This window comes from Pseudoalteromonas sp. P1-9, assembly GCF_001399975.1.
Taxonomy (GTDB): domain Bacteria; phylum Pseudomonadota; class Gammaproteobacteria; order Enterobacterales; family Alteromonadaceae; genus Pseudoalteromonas.
Window position 1 is genome coordinate 76,494 of record NZ_LKBD01000002.1, and the last position, 22,089, is coordinate 98,582.

At 40.9% G+C, this 22,089-nt stretch carries 19 protein-coding genes, 1 other RNA gene and 1 pseudogene; 7 read left to right on the forward strand and 14 right to left on the reverse strand.

What is annotated here, in order from left to right:
• Positions 1–146: 146 nt before the first annotated feature.
• The 8 genes and pseudogenes from AN214_RS01645 to rsmI all read right to left on the reverse strand — a co-directional run bounded on the left by AN214_RS01645 (position 147) and on the right by rsmI (position 9,442).
• Entirely contained in the window at positions 147–2,480 is a 2,334-nt protein-coding gene (locus tag AN214_RS01645) for an AAA family ATPase (protein ID WP_054978145.1), read from the reverse strand.
• On the reverse strand, positions 2,455–3,120 hold the full coding sequence (locus AN214_RS01650) for an ABC-three component system middle component 1 (protein ID WP_054978146.1): 666 nt from the start codon (positions 3,118–3,120) through the stop codon (positions 2,455–2,457). Before AN214_RS01650 ends, AN214_RS01645 begins: the two co-directional genes overlap by 26 nt.
• Positions 3,101–4,330 carry an ABC-three component system protein gene (locus AN214_RS01655; RefSeq protein ID WP_054978147.1) on the reverse strand — a complete coding sequence of 410 codons (1,230 nt, stop codon included), beginning with the start codon at positions 4,328–4,330 and terminating at the stop codon, positions 3,101–3,103. Before AN214_RS01655 ends, AN214_RS01650 begins: the two co-directional genes overlap by 20 nt.
• Before the next feature lie 140 nt (positions 4,331–4,470).
• Positions 4,471–6,108: a DUF3258 domain-containing protein gene (locus tag AN214_RS01660; protein WP_161805650.1), complete on the reverse strand. Its 1,638-nt coding sequence runs from the start codon at positions 6,106–6,108 to the stop codon at positions 4,471–4,473.
• Positions 6,109–6,249: pseudogene (locus AN214_RS23295) on the reverse strand (DUF6538 domain-containing protein); the annotation flags it as partial.
• A gap of 286 nt (positions 6,250–6,535) precedes the next feature.
• An RNA gene (gene rnpB, locus AN214_RS02495) (RNase P RNA component class A) lies at positions 6,536–6,913 on the reverse strand.
• 72 nt (positions 6,914–6,985) lie between these two features.
• The gene (locus tag AN214_RS01665) at positions 6,986–8,485 is read right to left on the reverse strand and encodes an OmpA family protein (RefSeq protein WP_054978149.1); all 1,500 of its coding nucleotides are present in this window, start codon (positions 8,483–8,485) and stop codon (positions 6,986–6,988) included.
• A gap of 75 nt (positions 8,486–8,560) precedes the next feature.
• A complete protein-coding gene (gene rsmI / locus AN214_RS01670; RefSeq protein ID WP_054978150.1) occupies positions 8,561–9,442 on the reverse strand; it encodes a 16S rRNA (cytidine(1402)-2'-O)-methyltransferase in 882 nt (293 codons plus the stop codon).
• A 63-nt stretch (positions 9,443–9,505) separates the two neighbouring features.
• Here rsmI and AN214_RS01675 point away from each other — a divergent pair, with 63 nt between their 5' ends.
• From AN214_RS01675 to AN214_RS01705, 7 genes are read left to right on the forward strand one after another with little or no spacing between them, the layout of a single operon-like run.
• Positions 9,506–11,383: a penicillin-binding protein activator gene (locus AN214_RS01675; RefSeq protein ID WP_161805651.1), complete on the forward strand. Its 1,878-nt coding sequence runs from the start codon at positions 9,506–9,508 to the stop codon at positions 11,381–11,383.
• A 15-nt stretch (positions 11,384–11,398) separates the two neighbouring features.
• Positions 11,399–11,770, forward strand: a complete 372-nt coding sequence (locus tag AN214_RS01680) for a YraN family protein (protein WP_054978152.1) — start codon at positions 11,399–11,401, stop codon at positions 11,768–11,770.
• 1 nt (position 11,771) lies between these two features.
• Positions 11,772–12,359 (forward strand): SIS domain-containing protein, encoded by a 588-nt coding sequence (locus AN214_RS01685; RefSeq protein ID WP_010561602.1) that lies wholly within the window; start codon positions 11,772–11,774, stop codon positions 12,357–12,359.
• Positions 12,359–12,922 (forward strand): division/outer membrane stress-associated lipid-binding lipoprotein, encoded by a 564-nt coding sequence (dolP, locus tag AN214_RS01690; RefSeq protein ID WP_010561601.1) that lies wholly within the window; start codon positions 12,359–12,361, stop codon positions 12,920–12,922. The genes AN214_RS01685 and dolP overlap by 1 nt, the downstream gene beginning before the upstream one ends.
• Positions 12,923–12,966: 44 nt before the next feature.
• Positions 12,967–13,932 carry a TRAP transporter substrate-binding protein gene (locus tag AN214_RS01695; protein ID WP_054978153.1) on the forward strand — a complete coding sequence of 322 codons (966 nt, stop codon included), beginning with the start codon at positions 12,967–12,969 and terminating at the stop codon, positions 13,930–13,932.
• Entirely contained in the window at positions 13,922–14,386 is a 465-nt protein-coding gene (locus AN214_RS01700) for a TRAP transporter small permease (protein ID WP_054978154.1), read from the forward strand. Before AN214_RS01695 ends, AN214_RS01700 begins: the two co-directional genes overlap by 11 nt.
• A complete protein-coding gene (locus tag AN214_RS01705; RefSeq protein ID WP_054978155.1) occupies positions 14,373–15,635 on the forward strand; it encodes a TRAP transporter large permease in 1,263 nt (420 codons plus the stop codon). The genes AN214_RS01700 and AN214_RS01705 overlap by 14 nt, the downstream gene beginning before the upstream one ends.
• 65 nt (positions 15,636–15,700) lie before the next feature.
• Here AN214_RS01705 and AN214_RS01710 read toward each other — a convergent pair whose 3' ends face one another.
• The 6 genes from AN214_RS01710 to AN214_RS01735 all read right to left on the reverse strand — a co-directional run bounded on the left by AN214_RS01710 (position 15,701) and on the right by AN214_RS01735 (position 21,903).
• Positions 15,701–16,123 (reverse strand): ClpXP protease specificity-enhancing factor, encoded by a 423-nt coding sequence (locus AN214_RS01710; RefSeq protein ID WP_054978156.1) that lies wholly within the window; start codon positions 16,121–16,123, stop codon positions 15,701–15,703.
• The gene (gene sspA, locus AN214_RS01715) at positions 16,123–16,746 is read right to left on the reverse strand and encodes a stringent starvation protein SspA (protein WP_010561596.1); all 624 of its coding nucleotides are present in this window, start codon (positions 16,744–16,746) and stop codon (positions 16,123–16,125) included. The genes AN214_RS01710 and sspA overlap by 1 nt, the downstream gene beginning before the upstream one ends.
• 77 nt (positions 16,747–16,823) lie before the next feature.
• Positions 16,824–17,561, reverse strand: coding sequence for a cytochrome c1 (locus AN214_RS01720; protein WP_040641442.1), 738 nt, complete (start codon positions 17,559–17,561; stop codon positions 16,824–16,826).
• Positions 17,558–18,823 carry a cytochrome b N-terminal domain-containing protein gene (locus AN214_RS01725; protein WP_010561594.1) on the reverse strand — a complete coding sequence of 422 codons (1,266 nt, stop codon included), beginning with the start codon at positions 18,821–18,823 and terminating at the stop codon, positions 17,558–17,560. The genes AN214_RS01720 and AN214_RS01725 overlap by 4 nt, the downstream gene beginning before the upstream one ends.
• A complete protein-coding gene (gene petA, locus AN214_RS01730; protein WP_010561593.1) occupies positions 18,823–19,413 on the reverse strand; it encodes a ubiquinol-cytochrome c reductase iron-sulfur subunit in 591 nt (196 codons plus the stop codon). Before petA ends, AN214_RS01725 begins: the two co-directional genes overlap by 1 nt.
• Before the next feature lie 414 nt (positions 19,414–19,827).
• Positions 19,828–21,903, reverse strand: a complete 2,076-nt coding sequence (locus AN214_RS01735; protein ID WP_054978157.1) for a TonB-dependent siderophore receptor — start codon at positions 21,901–21,903, stop codon at positions 19,828–19,830.
• Positions 21,904–22,089: the final 186 nt, after the last annotated feature.

A 22,089-nucleotide genomic window follows, 5' to 3' on the forward strand; every position in this document is an offset into this window, starting at 1 on the left:
AGAGCCACAATAGAGTTTTCTGGATTAAACTCAAAAACTATCCTATCCAACGAATGGATTTCTCATTTTTCAATTGTTGATCTCTATTTTTAATCTAAGAAAACACTATCAAATAAACTACCCTTTTGTGACCAATTTAGGCAACTCTACGAGATCTCTTTAGCTAAGACCTGCATGTTGAGCGAACTTGTTTTAAGCCCAGCTCTATCGAAGCGGTAGCGCATATAGGCTGATATATCATCCTCGTGAGAGGATACTATTAACTGACAATGCTTGAGTTCACATCGAAGTAAGTCAGTCAACGAAGCAACGTTGATTTCATCCAATGATTGCGATGGATCATCAATCAAAATAAGTGGCACTTTGGCATAGACCTTGTTGAGTGATAGAAAGAAGGCAAGACTAAGTGCACACACTTGGCCTGAACTCATTGACATGACTGCATCATGTTCTGATTTCTCAGCTGTAAGAAACCTTAACTGCGTACCTTCACGGCTCTCGATAAACAGACCTAAACCACGCTGATAGTTTTGAATTAGTCGGCCACTGTAGATATGAAAAATGAGCTCGATTGCAGAAATTGTCTGGTCTGTATAATTCTTTTCTGTTTCCTTTAATGTGTCGCGGAGTTTTTTGATCTTATGTTGTGCTTTTTGAGCAGCTAGAGTTTCTTTCTCTATAAGTTTAAGATCAGCAATACAGGTTTGAAGCCTCGCATTTTGAGCCTCATTCGCTTTAAGCGATATGTACCGCTCTTTGTTCCTAAGTTCTTCAATTGTAACTATATAGAAATCCTCTAGATCTTTGAATGCACCTGTAACGGTTTCTCGCCAATCCTCAGGTAGTGAAAGAGCATCAGATTCAACCTGCTTTTTATTGCTTAGTAAATCTTTAAGTTTTTTATGTCTCTCATCTATTACAACATCAATTTCCGTGAACGAGTCTGTAAAATGAATATTTTCAGTTTGAAGCTTCTCTTGCAACTTGGTTATAGCTGGGAGCCGTAGTCTAATTTTGTTCAGCGCTTCATAAAGACTTGATTCAAATGATGATGTGAGAACTTTCAAGTCATCTTGTGCATGTTTGTCAATGGAATTTAGCTCTTCGTTCATTCTAGCTATAAGTTTAACAAGCTCTCTACCCTCTTGACCAAGTGCATCAGAAATCTTCTTCGTCTTCACTTCAATGGCTTTTACCATTGATTCGTGTTCATTCCAATCTGCACCACAAAGAGGACATAATGGGTCGTCGGGATAGGATTTTTTATGCTCTTCAAGCAACTGCGCTTTCAAGCGTTCTAATTCGACAACTACTGTCGCATTGGCACTGCTTTTTTCTTGTAACTTGTTTCGAGATTCAATTTGTAATTCAAACCATTTTAGGCGCCCTTCTTCCCAGTGTGGTAATTTTCTAGCTTCGTCAATACTAATGACTTTAGCACCTCGTTTGATAATACTCACAACTTGGTTTAATTCATCGATTCCCTTTTTAATTCCTTCAAGCCAAGTAAGTTTGTCAAGATCTTTCCCGAATTGAGCCAAGCTTCTTAGTGACTCCTCGTTTCGGGCAATGTCAGCGTCGATGGTATCATTGTAAACCCTAGTTTTTATCGTTGTCTTAAGTGGTAAAAGGGCAATTATCTTACTAACTGATTTCTGATAAGCTGCATGGTTTTCTGCTGAATAAGTTGGGAACAGCACTTCACTATCCCATAATGGTTGGACATCAGTTGTCGAAAGTTTTTTGTACTCGAAGCTACCATCTATTAGCTGCAATCCTTCTCTTAATTTGCCTATTTCTTCTTCAAGTGATGCCTTTTCAGCCATTCGCTCAGGACTTTTGATGTACTTTGTAAACTTACTGTATAAAGTATTGCAGCTATCAATCTCCGCCTCGATATCACTGATGTTAAAGAGATTCCCTAGTTTATCCTTACGTTCGTCAACGCGAGTGTGTAAAAGTCGGTTTTGACCTTGCTCCAGATAGTTAAGAAAGGCGAAGTTTTCCCTGAAGTTTTTACCGAAAGCTTCATCAAGGAAGGTGTTATCACGCAGATTTTTATTGGTAAAATCAAATGATTCAAATTCTGGCAGCTCATAAAGTTTAAAGTTTTCGTATTTGTCAGCACGATTATTTGATGGTTTTTTGAACATATCGACTGGACAATGTCTAGCTAAAACTAGTTTGCGATCATCATCAATGAATTCAATTTTAATGCAGAGGTCGTTATCGCCTGAACGACTATTCCAGAAGAGATTATCCGAGTAGTCTCTCTTTTGTTTGGTTAATAAAGTTTTGAATAGGTTTTGTATTCTATTGATCTGACCCGTGAGCAGCAGTTCAATTGCATCGAAGATGCTAGTTTTACCATAACCGTTTGGACCGTCTAGAGTTAGCAAGGAATACTCGCCAAGATCCAAATAAATATGTTTGAATGCTTTGAAGCTGGAGACTTCAATCTTGGATATTTGCCAATTCATTTTTAATCATTTCCTTTACCATTTCGTCGACGTTTTTGTTAGTTATTTGCTTAATAGTCGAATAAGTATCTTCCAGACCAGCTTCTGCAACAGCCTCCGCAGCTTGCAACCTTAAGGACACAAGGTTGCCTTGATGGTTAGGTAGTTCCAAGAAAGGAAGCTTAATAAAGGTCTTCGCTGCAAAGCTGTATTGTGAAGCTACAAGAGGGTTTTCTTTGTAATCAATGAATTCCTTTTTGTCAGCAATCACGGCTACTAATTTGTCGTAGGTAAAATCAGTAAGGGCGGTTTCTTCTGCAATGCTGTAATAGAGAACATACTTTTTATAGAAATGCGGATCTTCCTCGATTGCGAAGATTTCTTCTTCATGATCCTTGAACTCAGCCAGAACGCTAAGTCGATAAATGCAAATCAAGTCGCAGTTTTTCTTAAAGCTTGGGTTTCTGAGAAACTCTTCAGGAACAAGGTGATTGATTCGATTATTCAACTCAGCAGGATCAGGAAGGTCATCTATGATGTTTACTACTGCAAATCTAATGGCTGATCCAGAATTACGAATATAAAAACTTGTAGTTTCCAATTCATGCGTTCTCGCAAAGCCATGAGCAATAAGTGCTTCATCAATGAGTTGCTTTATCATTCAGTCGCCCCTCCGCGTCGTCTTTTGTTAATACGCTAATGCATAGCGACTTAGTAATGTTGCTTTCAAGCTTTTCAGTGGCCAACTTGTCGTCAAAGTCATCCGAGTTTGTGAATTTTGTATCAAAAGTAAAGGAAGCTTCCGCTTTGCTGGCAATTAGATGGTTGTACTCAAAAAGTAGTTTCAGTAGATCCCCGTTGTTTTTCATTTCATAGCTCATGTCTGACTCACACTCTTCACTTTCATCTATGTCTAACGCTGTTGGAACGTAGAACCTATTTTCGCTATCGAGATAATGAGGAAGGTGGTTGAATGTAGGCTCGACTGAGATATCCTGAATCAGCTTAGTGTAGCGCCTGATATCATTCTTCTGAATGTCCTGAAACCGCTCAGATGGCTTCATCATCTGACATAAGTTTTTCAATTCATTGGTATGAGTTTTACGTATGTGATCACACAGGAGCCTAGCTCTTTCATAGGTGGCGTCACTCATTTTAGGTAACGTCTGATCTAGTCTTTCTTCTAGGTAGGTTAGAAGCCTTGCTTTCAGGTCAACGGCATAATAATCGCGATTTTGATAGGGATTTTGAGTCAACAAATCCGAGAGAATTTCAGTGGCATTGACGCGGCCATCGTATGCAGCTTGATTTTCTGATAAGCCATTCTCTTGATTTAATTTGTGGTTGTATACCGCCTTGGTACTTATCTTTTCTGAGAGTAAACAATAGTTAAAGTTAATAAGATTATCACTGACAGCGATAGACCGCTTCTCGCATATTTTTTTTATTAGTGCTTTGGTCAGTCCTTCAATTTCACCCAGACCACAATGGAAGTTATCTCCGTAGCCGTAGAATTTCACTGTTTCCCCGTTACTACCGATGTAATCATCTGTATTTTCTAGCGGTACTGATACATGAAAGTACCGCGAAGTCCCCTTAACTTTGTCGTACTCTATTAAAGAGGATTGCTCCAAAGCCTTAGTATAGCCACTACGATATTTACTAATCTTGGCTTTAACTTGATGAGCAGAAAGCAGCTTCGTTCCTTTATAAATAGCGAAATCGTCACTACTGTCTAACTGAAGTTCAAAGTCTTCTTCGCCATCGTTAATAAGTTTAAGCGAATGATATAGAGCAACTTTTCCTTGATAAACAAAGCCGCTCCAAGACGATATAGCACTGGCTGGATATGTTTCAATTTCTTGACTCACTCGAACTCCTTTCACCGTTAGTGAGCTTCAACATGGTGCACGTATCTTACTGTATTTAAAAATATTTGAGTAGTTATTCGAGTTATTTAAGTCCAATATTGATTAAGGGGACTATCCCTTTTTTTACTTCTAGTAACGAACTAATTTGATCTAATGTTAAACATATCCACCACCTCAACCAGATTCTTAATGCTGGTCGCCTTATGGGTATAGTTGCTAGTGATACCAAACGAGCTGATCTCATGCCCTACAACCTGTTGAAGGTTATTTACTGGCACACCATCATTCATCAACTTAGTAATGAAGGTGTGGCGGAAACTGTGGAACGAGCGTTTATGACCTAGTTCATTGAAGGTTGGTACACCAATGGATTCCATTAGCCTAGGCATCCAACCTGTTACACGTACTGACTTATCTAATTCTTCAAATACCTTTTCACCACATGCAGCCACATACTCAATAAAACCATCAGCCTTCAAAGATTTGTGTATTGGGATCTTACGTTTGGCATTTTCGGTTTTTAACTTCTGATCTTTGTGTTCGTCGGTGATGAGTAAGTAATGGCGTTTGGTTTCTTCATCAAAACGAATATCTGACTTCCTCAACTGCACCAGCTCACCTAAACGTGCCCCCGTGTAGATTCCTAGCTGAATAATCCACTTCTTCCAAGGATTGCGTTCCGCCTTGGCAGCATTGAGGAACTGACCAAGCTCCATATCTGAAAAAGCCCCTCGGGTATTTGAAGAAAAGTCGCGTTTGATTGAGCAAGGTGACACACTGATATAGTCCACCGTGTCTTTCTTAGCGTAAGCAAATATGCTTTGCAGCCACTTATAGTAACCTTGCACCGACTTAGCCGAAATAACGTCTTCTTCAGGTACCTCACAATCCAATCGCTCCTGCCAAGTCATTTTGTTGTAAGGTGCAATGTTCATACGGGGCAGCTCAAAACACCTATCAATAAACCGCCCTATATCCTTAGGCTTGTATTGGTCGATAGGCTTATCATCCATCAATAGCTGCCAAACTGTGTAGAACCGTTCATAGTCAGCTTGGATTTTCTCGGTGAGTTTTTCCTTCTTAATTTTAAATTCAAGGAATTCGGTATAAACCTCAGAAAAAAGTGGGCCTGTAGGCTCATTATCCACATCAGCAATCGGCTTATGAACCATAGGCTCAAAAGTACTGGCTAGTAAGCCTTGAGCTTCTCGCTCGCCTAGGAAATCTTCATTAAAAATGGACGCTAATAACTCATCTCTAACGGCATTACTGGTCTTGAGCTTACTCAATAGAACTCGGTAGGGTAGGCTTTTTGGCTCAATAGCATAACCATGTTCTGCCAGCAGTTCATTTGCCTGTTGCAATAACCCGTCACCTTCCGACTGATTGCCCTCAATTCTTGTAAACAGCTTTATCACCGAGGACATTGACTCTAGGAAAGACCACCTCTCACCTTCAGGCAAACCTTTAATAATCTCAGCAAATCGATTTACCCGCTCTTCATTAGAATCAGTATCCGCCATGTGGATAAACAACTCTTTGAATCTGCTATCCAGCTCCAGTATCGATTTATCACCCAAGGCATTAACAGCATGGCCACCATCGCTAAAGCCCTGCTCTAGCTTGGCTATCAATGGATCTATATCGGCTATGGTTAACTGCTTTTGCATGGCATTTTTTATCTGGTTTAGCTGTTGGCTTATTAAGCTAGTGTCTAACGTCCTTGAATGAATGACAAGCCCTTTTAGCTGTGAAATTAATGGCTTGAGGCGTTCCATCAATATCAAGGCCACCTCTAGTTTGTGTGTCCTAAGGCACATCCTTATTTCCCTCATTCCAAGGCGCTTAGGTATTTTAACCCGAAGGTAATAAGTGGCCTTACGGCGATATAAATATTGGCAACCAACTACGGACTGCATATTCACCTCACTAACCAATACAAATTAAAGCACCGTGTACCAAAGCCATGTACCACGAAATTGTGCTTTTGAAGTTTAAAATCAAACTGTTAGTGAAAAGTGTATCAGGCGAAAAGAAGTACCTAAATCAATACCTTAGGAATTTATAACGTGTTAAATTTTGTCTTGTGAATTGAGTTTTGAAGCTGCGAGCCGTGTACCAAAGGGTACATGGAAATGTGATTTGATACTGGATAATTTTAGCGAACCGCTTGATCTACATAAGCAAATCAAGCGGTTACTAAAATTTCTGAGCTAGCCTATAAGCCGGGTTCTGTCGTGGATAATCATTCGTCTAGGCCTTGGATCGCTCCAAGGCTCAAGCAACCTACCCGGTTCCGATGTGGGCCACACGTTCTTTATAAATAAAGATGGAACCCTATTTGGTCTTGCTCCGGGTGGAGTTTACCTTGCAACCAACTGTTACCAGTGGCCCGGTGCGCTCTTACCGCACCCTTTCACCCTTACCAACCGAAGTTGGCGGTCTTCTCTCTGCTGCACTTGTCGTAGGCTCGCGCCTCCCAGCCGTTAGCTGGCACCCTGCCCTGTGGAGCCCGGACTTTCCTCCCCTTTACCCGTATATCCGAAGATACAACGATAAAGCAGCGATTATCTGGCTGACTCAGGGCGCCATTATACGGATTTTAACGTCTGCGGCTAGTTTTATTAGCGCCCCCGCAAAACCATTCATCTTAGATCAAAGAAACTGCGGCGATTTTAAAACTAGTTCAACACGTCTATTTTGCTGCATATTCGACTCGGTATCGTTTGCTGCTTTTGGCGCAACCGGGCCTACACCTACAGGCGTCAAACGTTGCTTATCAATTTTGTAGTTTGATATCAGCGTATTAACCACCTCTGCAGCACGGCGTTTAGACAAATCATGATTGTAACCATATTGTCCTTTGTTATCTGTGTGTCCCACCACATATAAAGATACTTGCTTCGAGTTTTTCAAAAAGTCTGCAATTTCTGCTAGTTGCTTATCCGAACTAGCTTTTAGTGTGTGCTTATCAAAATCAAATTCGATGCCATACAAAGACACGCTGCCTGTCGCTTGAATTTGCTTGCTTAGGGTATCGCTATCAATATTAAGTGCAACTTGGCTCATTGCACGTTCTTCAATAATATCAACCACCATGTCTACATTAAATTGAGCGCGTTTTTGAGTGCTATACATGGTTATGTAAATCTTACCTTGAGGTGTTACTTTTTCAGCACTGAATAAATAGTAATGACTCTCGCGGGTTATATTATAAATGTCTGAACGGTGATTCTTGGCATGAATTGTTTTTTCAAGGTTATCGCGAAGAATATAGTTACCACAATCTGCTGCACTGCACTCATAAATTAAATTGAACCCTGCTTTTTGTAATGCATTAATGTAATTCTGATGCACTGCGTAGGGGCCAACATTTTTGTCGATACTGTAGTTAATCGTAGTAATTTTACCGCTTACTTTTTTAGTCGGTATCGATTTTTTATACGGGCCAATTATTAAAGGGTAAGACTCGAAATCATTAACCGCTGAATGAATAATATAACTGCCAGGGAAGCGCTCTATCATTGGGTGGTCAGTACTACCTTTGGCATCTTTTTTTGGCGCTTTTAAATTCGAAAAATCAAGCGGTTGCATTTCAAAATTGCTATCAATAGATATACCAATATCTGGCATTTTCGTTTCAACAATCTGCTCATAGGCATACTTTAATGCATCTCGATAATCATTTTGTGCAAACACTTGTATCGCTTGACGACTACCCTCCTCTCCTTTTATCGCAGAAAGATAACCAAAGCGACTTTTTCTAACATTTGAATAACCCACTTGGTAAATATTGTTATAGCGAAAGCTATTTTCAACGGTTTTCCGGTAAGGTTTTGTACTGCAATCTGTGAGGCATTTTGTGGCAATCGTAAAACCGTCTGCAATTAGGTTATTTGCTAATTCTTCAAGGTAATGCGAGTAACTGATGCTAGGCTGATTTTTTTGTTCTTGAACATAAGACTTATATTGACCTGTAATTTCAACGGATTTTTTACCTTCATTGTCCATCATTATTACAGTAGGCACGTACGCATATTGCGCACTGCTAAGAGTTTTGGCGCTATCGTTTTTTGCCACGGCTAAGCCATCTGAGCTGGCCATTGCCACCAATGGTAAGAGTGCGCATGAATATGCGAGTGCTTTTTTAAACATCTATCTTCCTTAATCTATTGCTGTTTAATATTTAAAAGCGCACGGTTAATGCGCTTTACATGTGAATATGTGTTTTTACTCCAGTTCGAGCATTGCTTTATACAGCGCGTTTTTCTTTAAATCTAAATAGTCTGCGGCAATACCACAAGCCTTTTTCAGTGGCATTTCTGCTTGTAGCAATTGAATCAGTTTTATCGCCTCAGGTGATATTGCATTTTTATCCGCTTGTTTTCCAGGCAACATTAACACAATTTCACCTTTCTGCCGTGCAGTGTCTTCCGTTAAGAAATCGATTAACTCCACCACTGTGCCACTAAAAAAAGTTTCAAAGCTCTTCGTTAACTCTTTTGCCAACACCACTTTTTGCTCATCACCAAGCGCTATTTTTAAGTCATCTAAGCTAGCCATAATACGGTGTGTACTTTCGTACATAATGCTAGTCATGCCTGAATTGTGAGCATCAATAAAGAACTCTTGGCGCGCTTTGCTTTTAGCTGGTGTAAAACCAATAAATTGAAAACGATCTGTCGCTAGGCCAGAACATGAAACCGCAGCAATTGCAGCACATGCTCCTGGAATTGGGCTTACTTTTGCGCCTTTTTCACGACATAAATTAACCACGGCATAACCAGGGTCGCTAATTAGCGGTGTACCTGCATCTGATACAAGCGCCACATTTAACCCTTGCTCCAACCAATCGAGTAGCTCGCTCGCTTTTTGCTTTTCATTATGATCATGTACCGCAATCACTTTTGCTTTAATTGAAAAGTGGCTTAATAGCTTATTGGTATGGCGCGTGTCTTCTGCTGCAATAATATCAACGCTTGATAAAACACTCAGTGCACGTTGCGTAATATCCTCTAAATTACCAATGGGTGTTGCTACTACAAATAACTGCCCTTTAGCGCTTTGATGATTTGATGTTCCTAAATCGGTTGGTTTCTGGCTATTTGCCATTGAGCTCTCCTACAACAGTTTGTAATATATGACCTAATTGGATAGAAAAATACTGAGATCAGCGTGCGACTAAAACTATTAGGGTTAACAGCTATATTTTCCTTGTTATCAGCGTGTAGTACAACCGAAAAAACACCGGTTGTTGAAACGGTAAAAACCAAGCCCGCTGTTGAGGTCAAATTCAGCGCACAAGATTTATATCAAAAAGCCTTATCTAAACGTGATTTTGATAAGATTCAGTTGCTTTATACCGCGCGCGACCGTGCGATTGAAGAGCAAAACTGGCAGCTTGTTATTACCATTTGCGAGCAACTAATTGAATCGGGTGGCCCTGATAGTGTGCGTAATCAGCTTTATATTGCCTTGGCTTACACCCAGAAAAAAGATTATCACACGGCATTAGAAACGCTTGAGTCGCTCAATGCCAAACTCACATCCCCAATGCATTTTTTTCTACACCAAGAAATTTACGGCAATATATACTCAGCTCAAGCCTTAGCTCATCAGGCGGCACCGTATTTAATTCGCGCGTCAGAAACCGCAAATAAACACAACTTTAAGGCCGACAAAGTAAATAAAGCACTGTGGCAGGTGTTAAACCAGCTTTCAATTAAACAGCTTGAAGCACTTAACTCAGGTAGCAGCATTCAACGAGGATGGGTTAGCTTGGCACTTTATACCCAGCTTTATATTGGCGATGCGACCTCATTACAAGCCGCGCTAAATAAGTGGAATTATGCCTATTCAAACCACCCAGCAAGCTTTGCTCTGCCTGATAACATGCAGCAGATTATCGATGTGCAACCAATTAATGTGAACCGCATCGCAATTATTTTGCCAAGCAATCAAAGTAAGCAAAAAGCATTATCGCAATCATTAAAGGCTGGCATTTTAGCGGCATCAGAAAAACACCCTGATCGTGAATTACACTTTATTAATTCAGCATTGAGCGCAGAACAAATTGCAGAGCAACTAAATGAACTTGCGCCTGATTTTGTTATTGGCCCACTTTTAAAAGAAAATATTGATAAGTTACAACAAGCAGGAACGCTCGATGCTTATCCTGCAATGTACCTTAACACCACGCCACAGGCACTTGAGTCGATTGATCACTTTGCCTTTGCACTTAATCCTGAGCATGAAGTAACCCAAGCGGTTTATCACTTTGTAAATAAAGAGTTTAAAAAGCCACTTGTTATTGCACCAGGCAATCGCTTAGGTAAACGATTAGCCAACCATTTCACCAACCAGTGGTTGGAGTTTTCTGATAATGAGCCGGAAGTAGGTTTTTATGCAAACAAACGGGATATGCAAAAGCTGGTGCAAGAGCTACTTGAAGTCGACAAGAGTAAACAACGCATTAGGGAAATCAGCCTAATGTTCAGAGGTAAGCTGCATGAAGAAACACGCTCTCGTCGCGATATTGATGCGATTTATATTATTGCCGATGCCGCGCAAACGCGACTGCTGAAACCGTCTTTTGATGTGAATATTTCAACCTTTGCTAAGCGTATTCCTATTTTTGCCAGCTCGCGTAGCCACGATATTAAATCCGATAAAACCGACAAAAAAGACTTAGCCGGTTTGTATTTTTCAGAAATTCCGTGGATGCTGCCATTAACAGGCGAACAACAGTCTTTACGCAGTGAATTTGATCAAATCTGGCCTGAGCACACAACCTTAGAGCAACAGTTGTTCGCCATGGGTTTTGATGCGGTTAAGTTAATTCCGCAATTGCGCCAACTACAAATGGTGCCGGGCAAAACATTAACAGGCCTAACAGGTGATCTAACGGTCAATCAAGATGGCGACATTGAACGCGCATTAAAGTGGGCACAATATCGAGAAAAACAAATCGTAACGCTCGATATTAAGTCGCACAAGCCAACGCCGTTGTTTATTAAGAATCACCAACAAGAAACGCAGGAAGCGGCTTTATAAGGCAAAAGGAATAACATGGGATGGACCTCGAGATTATTTAAAAACAGTAAAGAAAAGGGAAACTTTTTCGAACTGCAAGCTGAGCAATATTTAAAGAAACAAGGTTTAACACCAGTAACACGTAATTATAATTGCCGTTATGGTGAACTCGACTTAATAATGAAAGACGGTAACACTTTAGTGTTTGTTGAAGTTAAGTACCGCAAGTCAGAGGCGTTTGGCGGTGCAATTAACGCGTTATCACACGCTAAACAGCAAAAATTAACACGCACCTTGTTTTATTATTTGAAACAAAATAGGCTAGAGGATTGTCCATATAGAGTCGACTATGTCGCAATAAGCGGGCAGAACTCAGAACAATTTACTTGGATTAAAAGCGCATTTTAGTATGCAAGAACTCGTTAAAGAAATATACACAGAAAGCATTCAAGCTCAAATTGCCGCTGGTGAAGCATTACCTAGCGCTTTAGAAGCCGCGGCATTTACCATAGTGCAAAGCCTAATTAACGGCAATAAAGTACTGTGTTGCGGTGGCAGCAATAATCATATGTTAGCAGCGCATTTTGCCAACTTGCTGGTTAACTTTTATGAAACCGAGCGCCCGTGCTTGCCAGCAATTGCATTAAGCAACGAATTAACACACCTGTCGAGCTATGCCACAACCGATGCCAACGAAAGCTTTTCGCGCCAAGTACGTGCCTACGGACAAAGTGGTGACTTGCTTGTGGTGATCACGGTAACCGGTAACGAGAAAGAAGTGATCAGCGCCGTTGAAGCTGCTCTTACCAAAGATATGCAAGTAATTGTATTAAGTGGTGATGATGGCGGCGAGCTGGCAGGACTATTAGGGCCAAACGATGTTGAAATACGCGTGCCCTCAAAAAGACCGAGCCGAATTATCGAATCTCACTTGTTTAATATCCATTGCTTAAGTGAGCTTATCGATTTAACCCTTTTTCCACAGGATGATAGTTAATGAAATTTAAATTAGCTGTTGTTGCATCTATTGTTCTTTTACAAGGATGTAGCGCTGCCATTGTCGCTGGTACTGCAGGCGCAGTAACATCAGCAACCGATCGCCGCACGCTTGGCACACAGATTGATGATAACAACCTTGAAATCAAAGCCACACTGGCCTTAAAAGACGACGAGCAGTTAGCGAAATTTAGCAATATTATTGTGGTGAGCTTAAATGGCCGCGTATTACTGATTGGCCAAACGCCAACCACAGAAATGCGCGCTAAAGCCGAAGCGATTGTAAAACCAATACGTGGCGTTGAAAAAATCCATAATCAAATTCGTATTGGTAACATCACAGGTGTTAGTACCAAAACACACGATACTTGGCTAACTTCCAAGGTAAAAACCATGTTGGTATCTGAAGAAAGTGTCAGTGCTAATGATATCAAAGTGATTACCGAAAACGGGGAAGTCTTTTTAATGGGACTCGTTACAGAACAAGAAGCTAATTTAGCAGCCGACGTTGCCCGCCATGTTTCGGGAGTCGAAAAAGTAATAAAAGTATTCGAATACCTTTAAGGCGCTGTTAGCGCCTTTTTTATTATAAAAATAAGAATAAAAACATGCGCCATTATTTAATTTTACCGCTACTGCTATTTGCAGTATTCACATTACACGCCAAGCAGCATTTTGCTACGCCTTATAGCGAACGTGTTTATGTTACCCAAATCACCAAAGCATTTGCTGATGAAGTAAATCGCGAATTGGGACTTAACATTATTTTTCATAGCGGTGAAAGCCTTTATAAGCACAATGAAATTTACCGCGCACTGCGCACAAACCAAATACAATTTGGTGAAATATTTATCGCTCGTTTAAGTAATCATGGTGCTATCTATCAACTCGACAACTTACCGTTTTTAGCCACAAATTTTAGCAGCGCTCAACAACTAGCTAAGCAACAAGCCATTGAATTACGCAGCCAATTTGCCGAGCACGGATTACACCTGTTATTTACCAACCCTTGGCCGCCACAAGGCTTATTTACTAGTAAAGCAATCAAAACTGCAAACGATTTAAGTGGCCTTAAGGTTAGAAGCTACAGCGCAATGACGGCAAAATTAGCAAACCACCTTAAAATGATCCCAACCGCCGTTTCAAGCGCTGAGATTTCACAAGCATTTGCCACCGGTATGATTGAAGCAATGATCACCTCGCCAGCGACGGGAGTTTCGAGCAGAGCGTGGCAATTTAGTCGCTATTACACACCAATCAATGCCTGGATCCCAAAAAATATGGTGCTAATGAACCATGCCCTGTATCAATCGTTAACCCCAACGCAAAAACAGAAACTGAAACAAATCGTGAACAAGTATCAGCAGCGTGCATGGCAACAAGCTGAGCAGCAAACCACACAGATGACCAAGTTATTAGCGGATAACGGCATGATTATTTCGCCTGTGAGCGATAGTTTATCGCAGAGTTTAAAAATTGTTGGCGCTAACATGGCGCAAGAATGGGCACTCAATGCAACACAAAGCGAGTTACACGTGCTGCAAAAATTTAAGGAGCAACAAAATGCTCAATAAATTAAATGCGTTCAACATGAAAGTGAGCATTTTACTTATCGTTGCGATTTTTTTGTTAGTGCTCAGCCAAATCGTATTACGTTTGTTTAATTTGTACATTCCGTCACTGAATGAGATATGCGGATATTTGCTGATCAGCAGTTTTTTCTTGGCGTTAGGCTATAGCTTTGAACAAGAGAAACATATTCGTGTGGCTCTAGTGTTTGAATTCGACAACCCCAATCTCAGTCATTACGCCCAAGTGGTTAGCTATTTAACAGCGACCTTAATTTGCACCTTTATTAGCTATGCATGTATTCAGCTAACGCTCGACTCTTATCATTTTCATGAAGTATCTAGCGGTGAGATTGCTATTTTAGAATGGCCCATTCAAGCTATTATGGCTTATGCCAGCTGCGTAACAACGATTACCATTGCATTTAAGGGATTGGAGGTACTACGTGGACATAGTTAGCCTTAGCGCTATTTTGGCGGCTATTTTTGCCACTTTACTGCTAACAGGCGTATGGATTGGTTTTAGTTTAATTGGCGTTGCTTTAGTAGCACTTATTCTTAATAACAATTCGGCTATCGACCTGATATTTGCAGGCACTGCATTTGCGCATTTAACACCGTGGTCATTGATCGCTTTACCGCTATTTATTTGGATGGGCGAACTACTATACAAAGCTAAAGTAGCTGATGACTTATTTAATGGTTTAAGCCCGGTACTGGAAAAGTTACCGGGGGGACACTTACACATTAACGTGTTTGGCTCTGGTATTTTTGCGGCTTTATCTGGGTCATCTGCAGCTACTGCCGCAACAATTGGGCGTATGACTATTCCGGAACTAAAAAAACGCGGTTATAACGAGCAAGATATTTATGGCTCGCTCGCTGGTTCTGCTACTCTTGGACTACTAATTCCACCGTCGATTATTTTGATTGTGTATGGCGTTGCTGCGGATATTTCCATTGCAGACCTATTTATTGCAGGCATTCTGCCAGGGCTAATTTTATTAGCGCTGTTTTCCACTTATATTGCGATTCGCGGCTACTTAAAACCGTTAGATAAAAGCCAACTCATTGCAAGCTCAGGTAGTCCATTAACGTTACTTCCAATCATCTCGTTAATCACATTTGTTATTGCTGCCATCTACTTCGGCTTTGCAACACCCAGTGAGTCTGCGGTGTTAGGTATAGTAGGTAGCTTTATTTTGATTAAAGCAAAAAAACGACTGACGCTAGAGCTGGTTAAGCAAAGCTTAGTAGATGCGGCGATGACCACAGCTATGATATTACTGATTTTACTCGGTGCGAGTTTTGTTACCATCGCGATGGGCTTTTTACAATTACCTGCAACACTTGCCACTTGGATAGCCAGCCTAGAACTTGGTAACTATCAACTGCTAATCTATTTAACCTTAGCATTTATTTTATTAGGGTTATTTTTAGATGGTATTTCGATTATTGTGCTGACCGCAGCCATACTCTTACCTATTGTAGAGCTAGCTGGCATCGACCTCATTTGGTTTGGTATCTACTTGGTTGTGGTGGTAGAAATATCGCAAATTACGCCGCCGATTGGCTTTAACTTATTTGTTTTAAAGTCTCTCACCAATGCCTCTCTGGCTCAGCTGGCAAAAGCCTGCCTACCGTACTTTTTGATTATTTTACTGATGCTTGGTTTATTAGTGATGTTTCCAGAGATTGTTACAAGGTAGCATTATCGTAGGTTGTAAAAATCGCAGGTTATAAAAAAACCGGCTATTGCCGGTTTTTTTTGCGATTACTTAACCACTTTTAAATGCGAACCACGCTTTTTCGGTGGTTCATCATTACCATCACCCTCTGGTGGTGTTTCTTGTGATTCAACCTCTGCTGGTGCTTCATATTCTGAAAAGTCTTCAGGGGTAAACACTGTACCTTCGCCATTTTCTCTTGCGTAAATAGCAAGTACGGAGCCAATTGGTACCACCACACGCATTGGTTGACCACCAAAACGTGCATTAAAGCTTACTTCATGATTATCCATATGAAACTGTGCAACCGCACTTGGGTTGATGTTCAACACAATTTGTCCGTCTTGCACAAACTGCATTGGCACAGTGACATTTGGAAATTCTGCATTCACCACTAAATGCGGTGTACATTGATTGTCTACAATCCAATCAAAGAAAGCTCTCAGTAAATAAGGGCGATTAGAAGTCATTAAAGTCGAATCTCGCGCTCAGCTTCAGTTAATGATGCTTGGAACGACTCACGCTCAAATAAACGCATCATGTAGTCTTTAAGCTCTTTGCTACCTTGACCTGTAAGTTCAATACCGAACTCAGGTAAGCGCCACAGTAGTGGTGCTAGGTAACAATCAATTAAGCTAAACTCTTCGCTCATAAAGTAAGGCGCTTCACCAAAAATAGGTGCAATCGCTAATAAGCCTTCTGTTAACTCACGACGTGACGCATCAACATCAACACCTGCTTCAATTTTCTTAGCAAGGCTATACCAGTCGTTTTCGATGCGGTGCATCATTAAACGGCTGCGACCACGCATAACTGGGTATACAGGCATTAGTGGTGGGTGAGGAAAACGCTCGTCAAGGTATTCCATGATGATGTTTGCTTCGTATAAACCAAGCTCACGATCGATCAATGTTGGTACAGTGCCGTAAGGGTTAATTTCATGTAACGCTTCTGGCAAATTGTCCTTTTCTGCTAGGTGAATATCAACACTTACGCCTTTCTCTGCAAGTACGATACGCACTTGGTGGCTATACATACAGTTTTCACCAGAAAACAGTGTCATCACAGGGCGCTTATTGGCAGCTACAGCCATGCTTTCCTCCAGTATATTAAAAACAGCAATAGGGGCTTAAGCCCCTATTACAAATTTTGTGCTAAAAAGTGTGCAAATTAATGCACATCTCTCCAGTATTCTTTCTTCAGTAAGAACGCTAGGATAAACAGGATTACTAGGAAACCTAATACCTTATAACCAATCGCTTCTGACTGTAAACGTGTTGGTTCACCAACATACGCTAAGAAGTTAGTTAAGTCACGTACCGCTTGGTCGTACTCGTCATCGCTCATTTCGCCTGAACCATCAGTCGTAATTTCAACAACTTTCTTAACTTTAACGCCGTGTTCTTCAACTTCTTCGAAACGCGCAGTAGGTACACCTTGCAACTCTTGCAATACGTGTGGCATACCAACCGATGGGAATACAGTGTTGTTTACACCAAATGGACGACTTTCATCAACATAGAAAGACTTCAGGTAAGTGTAAATCCAATCTGCACCACGAACACGTGCTACTAACGTTAGATCTGGTGGCGCAGCACCAAACCATTTTGCAGCATCGTCTTGCTCGATTGCGTTAAGAATGTGGCTACCTACTTTTGAACCATCAAAAATAAGTTGCTCTTCGCCCACTTTAGTTGGAATACCGATATCACGGAATGTACGCTCATAACGCTGGTACTGCATTTGGTGACAACCTAAGCAGTAGTTCATGAACGTTTTAGCACCACGTTGTAACGATGCTTTGTCCGTTAGATCATGATTCGCTTCTAAAAGTGGAACCGACGGGCCTGCTGCCATTGTTAGTGAAGGCAACAAAGCGAATAAACCAATAATTAGCTTTTTCATCATTTCGTTAACCTCTCTGGCACTGGCTTAGTCTTTTCGTTTTTACTGTAGAAGAACAGTAATACGAAGAACATGAAGTAAGTTACAGTCGTAATTTGTGATAACACAGTTTTAAAGTCTGTTTGTGGTGTCGCACCAACCCAACCTAGGATGATGAAAGTAACAACAAACTGAGCAATGTTTAACTTGTGGAAGCCACAACGGTAACGAATTGATTTCACTTTACCACGGTCAATCCAAGGTAGTAACGCAAGCACAACAATTGATGCGCCCATCGCGATTACACCTAGTAGCTTATCAGGGATAGCACGTAGGATTGCGTAGAATGGTGTGAAGTACCAAACAGGGAAAATATGCTCAGGCGTCTTCAACGGGTTTGCCGCTTCAAAGTTCGGCGCTTCTAAAAAGAAACCACCCATCTCTGGCGCAAAGAAAACAACCCAGCAGAACAAGATTAAGAAACCTGTTACACCTACAATATCTTTTACTGTGTAGTAAGGGTGGAACGGAATCGCGTCAACGATATCTTTCTTATCTGTGTAATATTCATGGAATTTGAATTTAGCCTTATCTTCTTCAGCAACAGTGCCTTTCTTACGTTTAATTTCAACACCGTCAGGGTTATTTGAACCCACTTCGTGAAGTGCAATAATGTGTAAGAAAATTAAGATAACAAGTACTAATGGTAATGCAATTACGTGTAGTGCGAAGAAGCGGTTAAGCGTTGCACCAGAGATTACGTAGTCACCACGGATCCACTGAGTAAGGTCTTCACCAATCACTGGAATCGCACCAAATAGCGAGATAATTACCTGCGCACCCCAGAAAGACATTTGTCCCCAAGGTAGTAAGTAACCCATAAATGCTTCAGCCATTAGCGCTAAGAAGATAAACATACCGAATAACCACAGTAGTTCACGTGGTTTTTGGTAAGAACCGTAGATCATGCCGCGGAACATATGCAGGTATACAACAACGAAGAATGCAGAGGCACCCGTTGAGTGTAAATAACGCAGTAACCAACCGTATTCTACATCACGCATGATGTATTCAACTGAAGCAAACGCGCCTTCTGCTGAAGGAACATAGTTCATTGTTAACCAAATACCCGTTACGATTTGGTTAACAAGTACTAACATGGCTAATGAACCAAAGAAGTACCAGAAGTTAAAGTTTTTTGGCGCAGGATATTGTGCAATGTGCATATTCCAAACGCGAGTCATCGGAATACGCTGATCAATCCAATCGATAATATTCGCAAACATTACGCAGCCCCTTCTTCTCCACCAACTAAAATAGTGGTGTCATCGATAAATGTGTAAGGAGGGATTTCTAGGTTTAATGGTGCTGGTACAGCTTGGAAAACACGGCCAGCCATATCAAACTTAGAACCATGACAAGGACAGAAGAAACCATCTTCAGTACCTTCAACCTTTTCACCAAAACCACCGTTAAGGAAAGTTGGTGAACAACCCAAGTGAGTACAAATACCAACAGCAACAAAGATATTCTCTTTTTGCGAACGGTACGCATTTTGTGCGAACTCTGGTTGTTGTGGCTCTTCAGAATTAGGATCACGAAGTTGACCTTCGTGAGCTTTCATCTGCTCAAGCATTTTTGGTGTACGATTAATAACCCAAACAGGCTTACCTCGCCACTCAACACGAATTAATTGCCCTGGCTCAAGCTTTGAGATATCAACTTCTACAGGCGCGCCTGCAGATTTTGCTCTCTCACTTGGGTTCCACGACGCGATAAAAGGAACAGCAGCCCCTACAGCTCCCACACCACCAACAACAGAAGTTGCGATAGTTAGAAAGCGACGGCGGCTATTGTCTACTGGCGCATTGCTCATCCACTCATCTCCACTATGATTCTCAACACTTGCCATATTGAGAACATCAGTTACAGCAGTTTAAATTTTGACTTTACAAAATAGGTGCGATCATAAATAAAAGCCTTGATTAAAACAAGGTTATACCGGTCTTCAAGCACAATTAAATTGTATTTTAGTTCGATTTATTTGAAATCACGAACACACAGCCTAAAACTGTGAAAATTCTGTGCTTTTACAGAGCTTACCCAAAATTGAGTGAGCGTGTCCTGATAGAGATCAAAACTCCGTAGAAGTGTGCGTGAAATTCAAAGTAATTAGTCGCTAAATTATGCTTTTCGAGCCACATTTGATGCATGCCAGAGTATAGCAACCTGCGGGAGGATTAACCAATGAAATAAGCGAGGAAATTCCTCGCTTTAGACTAATTTGTGACTAAAATGTGAAACTAAAACCAACTGACGGGCGCATTTCAAAGTCATCGCTCTCTTCTTTTAAAATCAAGTCATCGGTTGACTTCACCTTAGCGTAATCAAGGTCGATATATGCCGTATTATCTTTAGCGTATAAATTCATTACTTCTAAAATCAGCAATGCATCGAGTCCAAAAAAATCGGTTTTGCGTTCAAAACGCAAATCTAAACGATGATAAGCATCAAAACGCTCAGAGAATGGTTCGCCATATTCCGGTAAAAAATTCCCCTCAAATTCAGGGTTTTCACGCACACCTACAATAGGTGTGTAAGATTGACCACTGCGCGCTGTGAAGTTAAAGCCACCATTCCAGCGTTCGCTAATTTGGTAGTTAAACACCATATTAAACACAAGTGGTGTGTCGGCATAGTAATCACGAGTGATATCACGGCGTTCATCCGTACGTTCACTTTTGCCATAACTTAAACTCATCCAGCCGTACCATCGGTCAGTTTTGTTTTTATTAATAAGCAAATCAACACCATAAGCTCTACCCGTTACATCGTTGCTATAACGTAAAGGCTGATCCACATCGTTTTCAGTCAGTGCTAACGGTAAGTCATCCATGGTTTTGTAATAGGTTTCAATTGACCAACTCCAGTCATCGGCCAAAAACTGCTGATAACCAACAACCGACTGATTTGCTGTTTGCGACTTTAAGTTGGGGTTACCTGTGTCTTCTAAAATAGTCCCAATATCTTGCAGGCGATTGTAACTGCCATATTTAACCCACACTGATTGATCTTGATTAATGTGATAGGTCAATCCTAAACGCGGGTGAGTAAACGACTCATCACTGTAATCATTTTTTTGATGTTGTACGCCAATGTCGGCAATTAACGAGTCGGTTATCGTGTATTGATAATTTGCGCCAATAAAGTAACTACCAATATCGACTTCTCGTTTACCTGCTATGCGCTCTCCTTTGGCAAGCTCGCAATCTGGATCTAATTCTGTACAGACATAGAGAAAAGTATCATATTCATAGCTTATCGTTTTATCAAAATAAGCGCTATCAAATGTAAGTAAGTCATCACCTACCACATTTATACTTACACGCCCTTTGTAGGTAAGTAGCTCTTCTTTTTCTTCTTCAAAATACCCTTTGGGTGTTAACTTGCTGCGCCCATAATCTAATCGACCCGAATGTGTTAACGAGCCAATCCCCACTTTTGCTTGATAACCTTTACCATAATGGTCCCAAATAACATTTTGGCTATCGAAGGAACGCGCAAAATCTGCATCGCCTTGGAAATCAGGATTCTTAAGTGATAAATCCGCGCGTTCACTAAAACTTGCTGCCGCACTGTCTTCTGCGCCCGTAAACAACACACTTAACACATTGTTGTTATTAATATCCCAAACAAATTTACTCTGGTAATCATAGTCATCGGGCGCATCATTTATTGTAATGCCTGTATTTTCGCCATCTTCGTCTTCAATTTCCTCACCTTCTGAGAAAAATAACGGAAGCGTGCTTTTTCGCCCAGAAAGATAAAATGAAATATCGTCGGTGATTGCACCTTCAACAAAAACTCCCGCTTTAAACATAGTAAAATCAAGCGTGGTTTTAACATCCTGATTTTTTGGGTTACGCAGTGTGACATCAAATACCGCGCCTGTTGCATCACTAAAGCTAGTGCCATAACCTGCAGAATAAAGGCGAAAGTCTTGCACCAAGTACTTGGTAAAAATCGAGCTGCCAAAGTCATGGAAAATATAGCCTGCAGGCATAAAGTCGACTTCAAAGTAATTATCATCTGGCGACGAACCACGTACAGCGGGCTCCCCCATAGAACCGCCAGCAGCAACAACACCAGGCAATGCATATACAGCCAGCAAAGGATCGCCCAAAGCACCCGGCATATTAATCAGCTTTTCAGCATCTTCGGTAATTTCAGTAAGCACACTTGAACGCTTCGATACCACTTGAATACGTTCAATTTCTTCACCTTTAGCTTGTTCGGCCAAGGCATTCGTTGCAAACACACTCGCCACAGCCAGCGCAACTAAAGAGATCGATTTAAATGAAGTCATATCACTTCCTTGATACGGATTAGTTGAGTAAGAAGTTAACGCGGGAAATAATACCCCTACTCTCTGTAAGTGACTGTGGGAAAATGTTGAGAAATGTAGGGTGCCGTAACAAAGCCCTTAAATAGTAATTTTTAAAAATAGTGACTCGCTGACAATCACGAATTTTAGGCAATAAAAAACCCGAGT

Bases quoted from the DNA above. Each gene is read 5' to 3' on its own strand.
- AN214_RS01645 (WP_054978145.1), bottom strand. From the start codon at position 2,480: ATGAATTGGCAAATATCCAAGATTGAAGTCTCCAGCTTCAAAGCATTC.
- AN214_RS01650 (WP_054978146.1), bottom strand. From the start codon at position 3,120: ATGATAAAGCAACTCATTGATGAAGCACTTATTGCTCATGGCTTTGCG.
- AN214_RS01660 (WP_161805650.1), bottom strand. From the start codon at position 6,108: ATGGAACGCCTCAAGCCATTAATTTCACAGCTAAAAGGGCTTGTCATT.
- AN214_RS01665 (WP_054978149.1), bottom strand. From the start codon at position 8,485: ATGTTTAAAAAAGCACTCGCATATTCATGCGCACTCTTACCATTGGTG.
- rsmI (WP_054978150.1), bottom strand. From the start codon at position 9,442: ATGGCAAATAGCCAGAAACCAACCGATTTAGGAACATCAAATCATCAA.
- AN214_RS01680 (WP_054978152.1), top strand. From the start codon at position 11,399: ATGGGATGGACCTCGAGATTATTTAAAAACAGTAAAGAAAAGGGAAAC.
- AN214_RS01685 (WP_010561602.1), top strand. From the start codon at position 11,772: ATGCAAGAACTCGTTAAAGAAATATACACAGAAAGCATTCAAGCTCAA.
- dolP (WP_010561601.1), top strand. From the start codon at position 12,359: ATGAAATTTAAATTAGCTGTTGTTGCATCTATTGTTCTTTTACAAGGA.
- AN214_RS01695 (WP_054978153.1), top strand. From the start codon at position 12,967: ATGCGCCATTATTTAATTTTACCGCTACTGCTATTTGCAGTATTCACA.
- AN214_RS01700 (WP_054978154.1), top strand. From the start codon at position 13,922: ATGCTCAATAAATTAAATGCGTTCAACATGAAAGTGAGCATTTTACTT.
- AN214_RS01710 (WP_054978156.1), bottom strand. From the start codon at position 16,123: ATGACTTCTAATCGCCCTTATTTACTGAGAGCTTTCTTTGATTGGATT.
- sspA (WP_010561596.1), bottom strand. From the start codon at position 16,746: ATGGCTGTAGCTGCCAATAAGCGCCCTGTGATGACACTGTTTTCTGGT.
- AN214_RS01720 (WP_040641442.1), bottom strand. From the start codon at position 17,561: ATGATGAAAAAGCTAATTATTGGTTTATTCGCTTTGTTGCCTTCACTA.
- AN214_RS01725 (WP_010561594.1), bottom strand. From the start codon at position 18,823: ATGTTTGCGAATATTATCGATTGGATTGATCAGCGTATTCCGATGACT.
- petA (WP_010561593.1), bottom strand. From the start codon at position 19,413: ATGAGCAATGCGCCAGTAGACAATAGCCGCCGTCGCTTTCTAACTATC.
- AN214_RS01735 (WP_054978157.1), bottom strand. From the start codon at position 21,903: ATGACTTCATTTAAATCGATCTCTTTAGTTGCGCTGGCTGTGGCGAGT.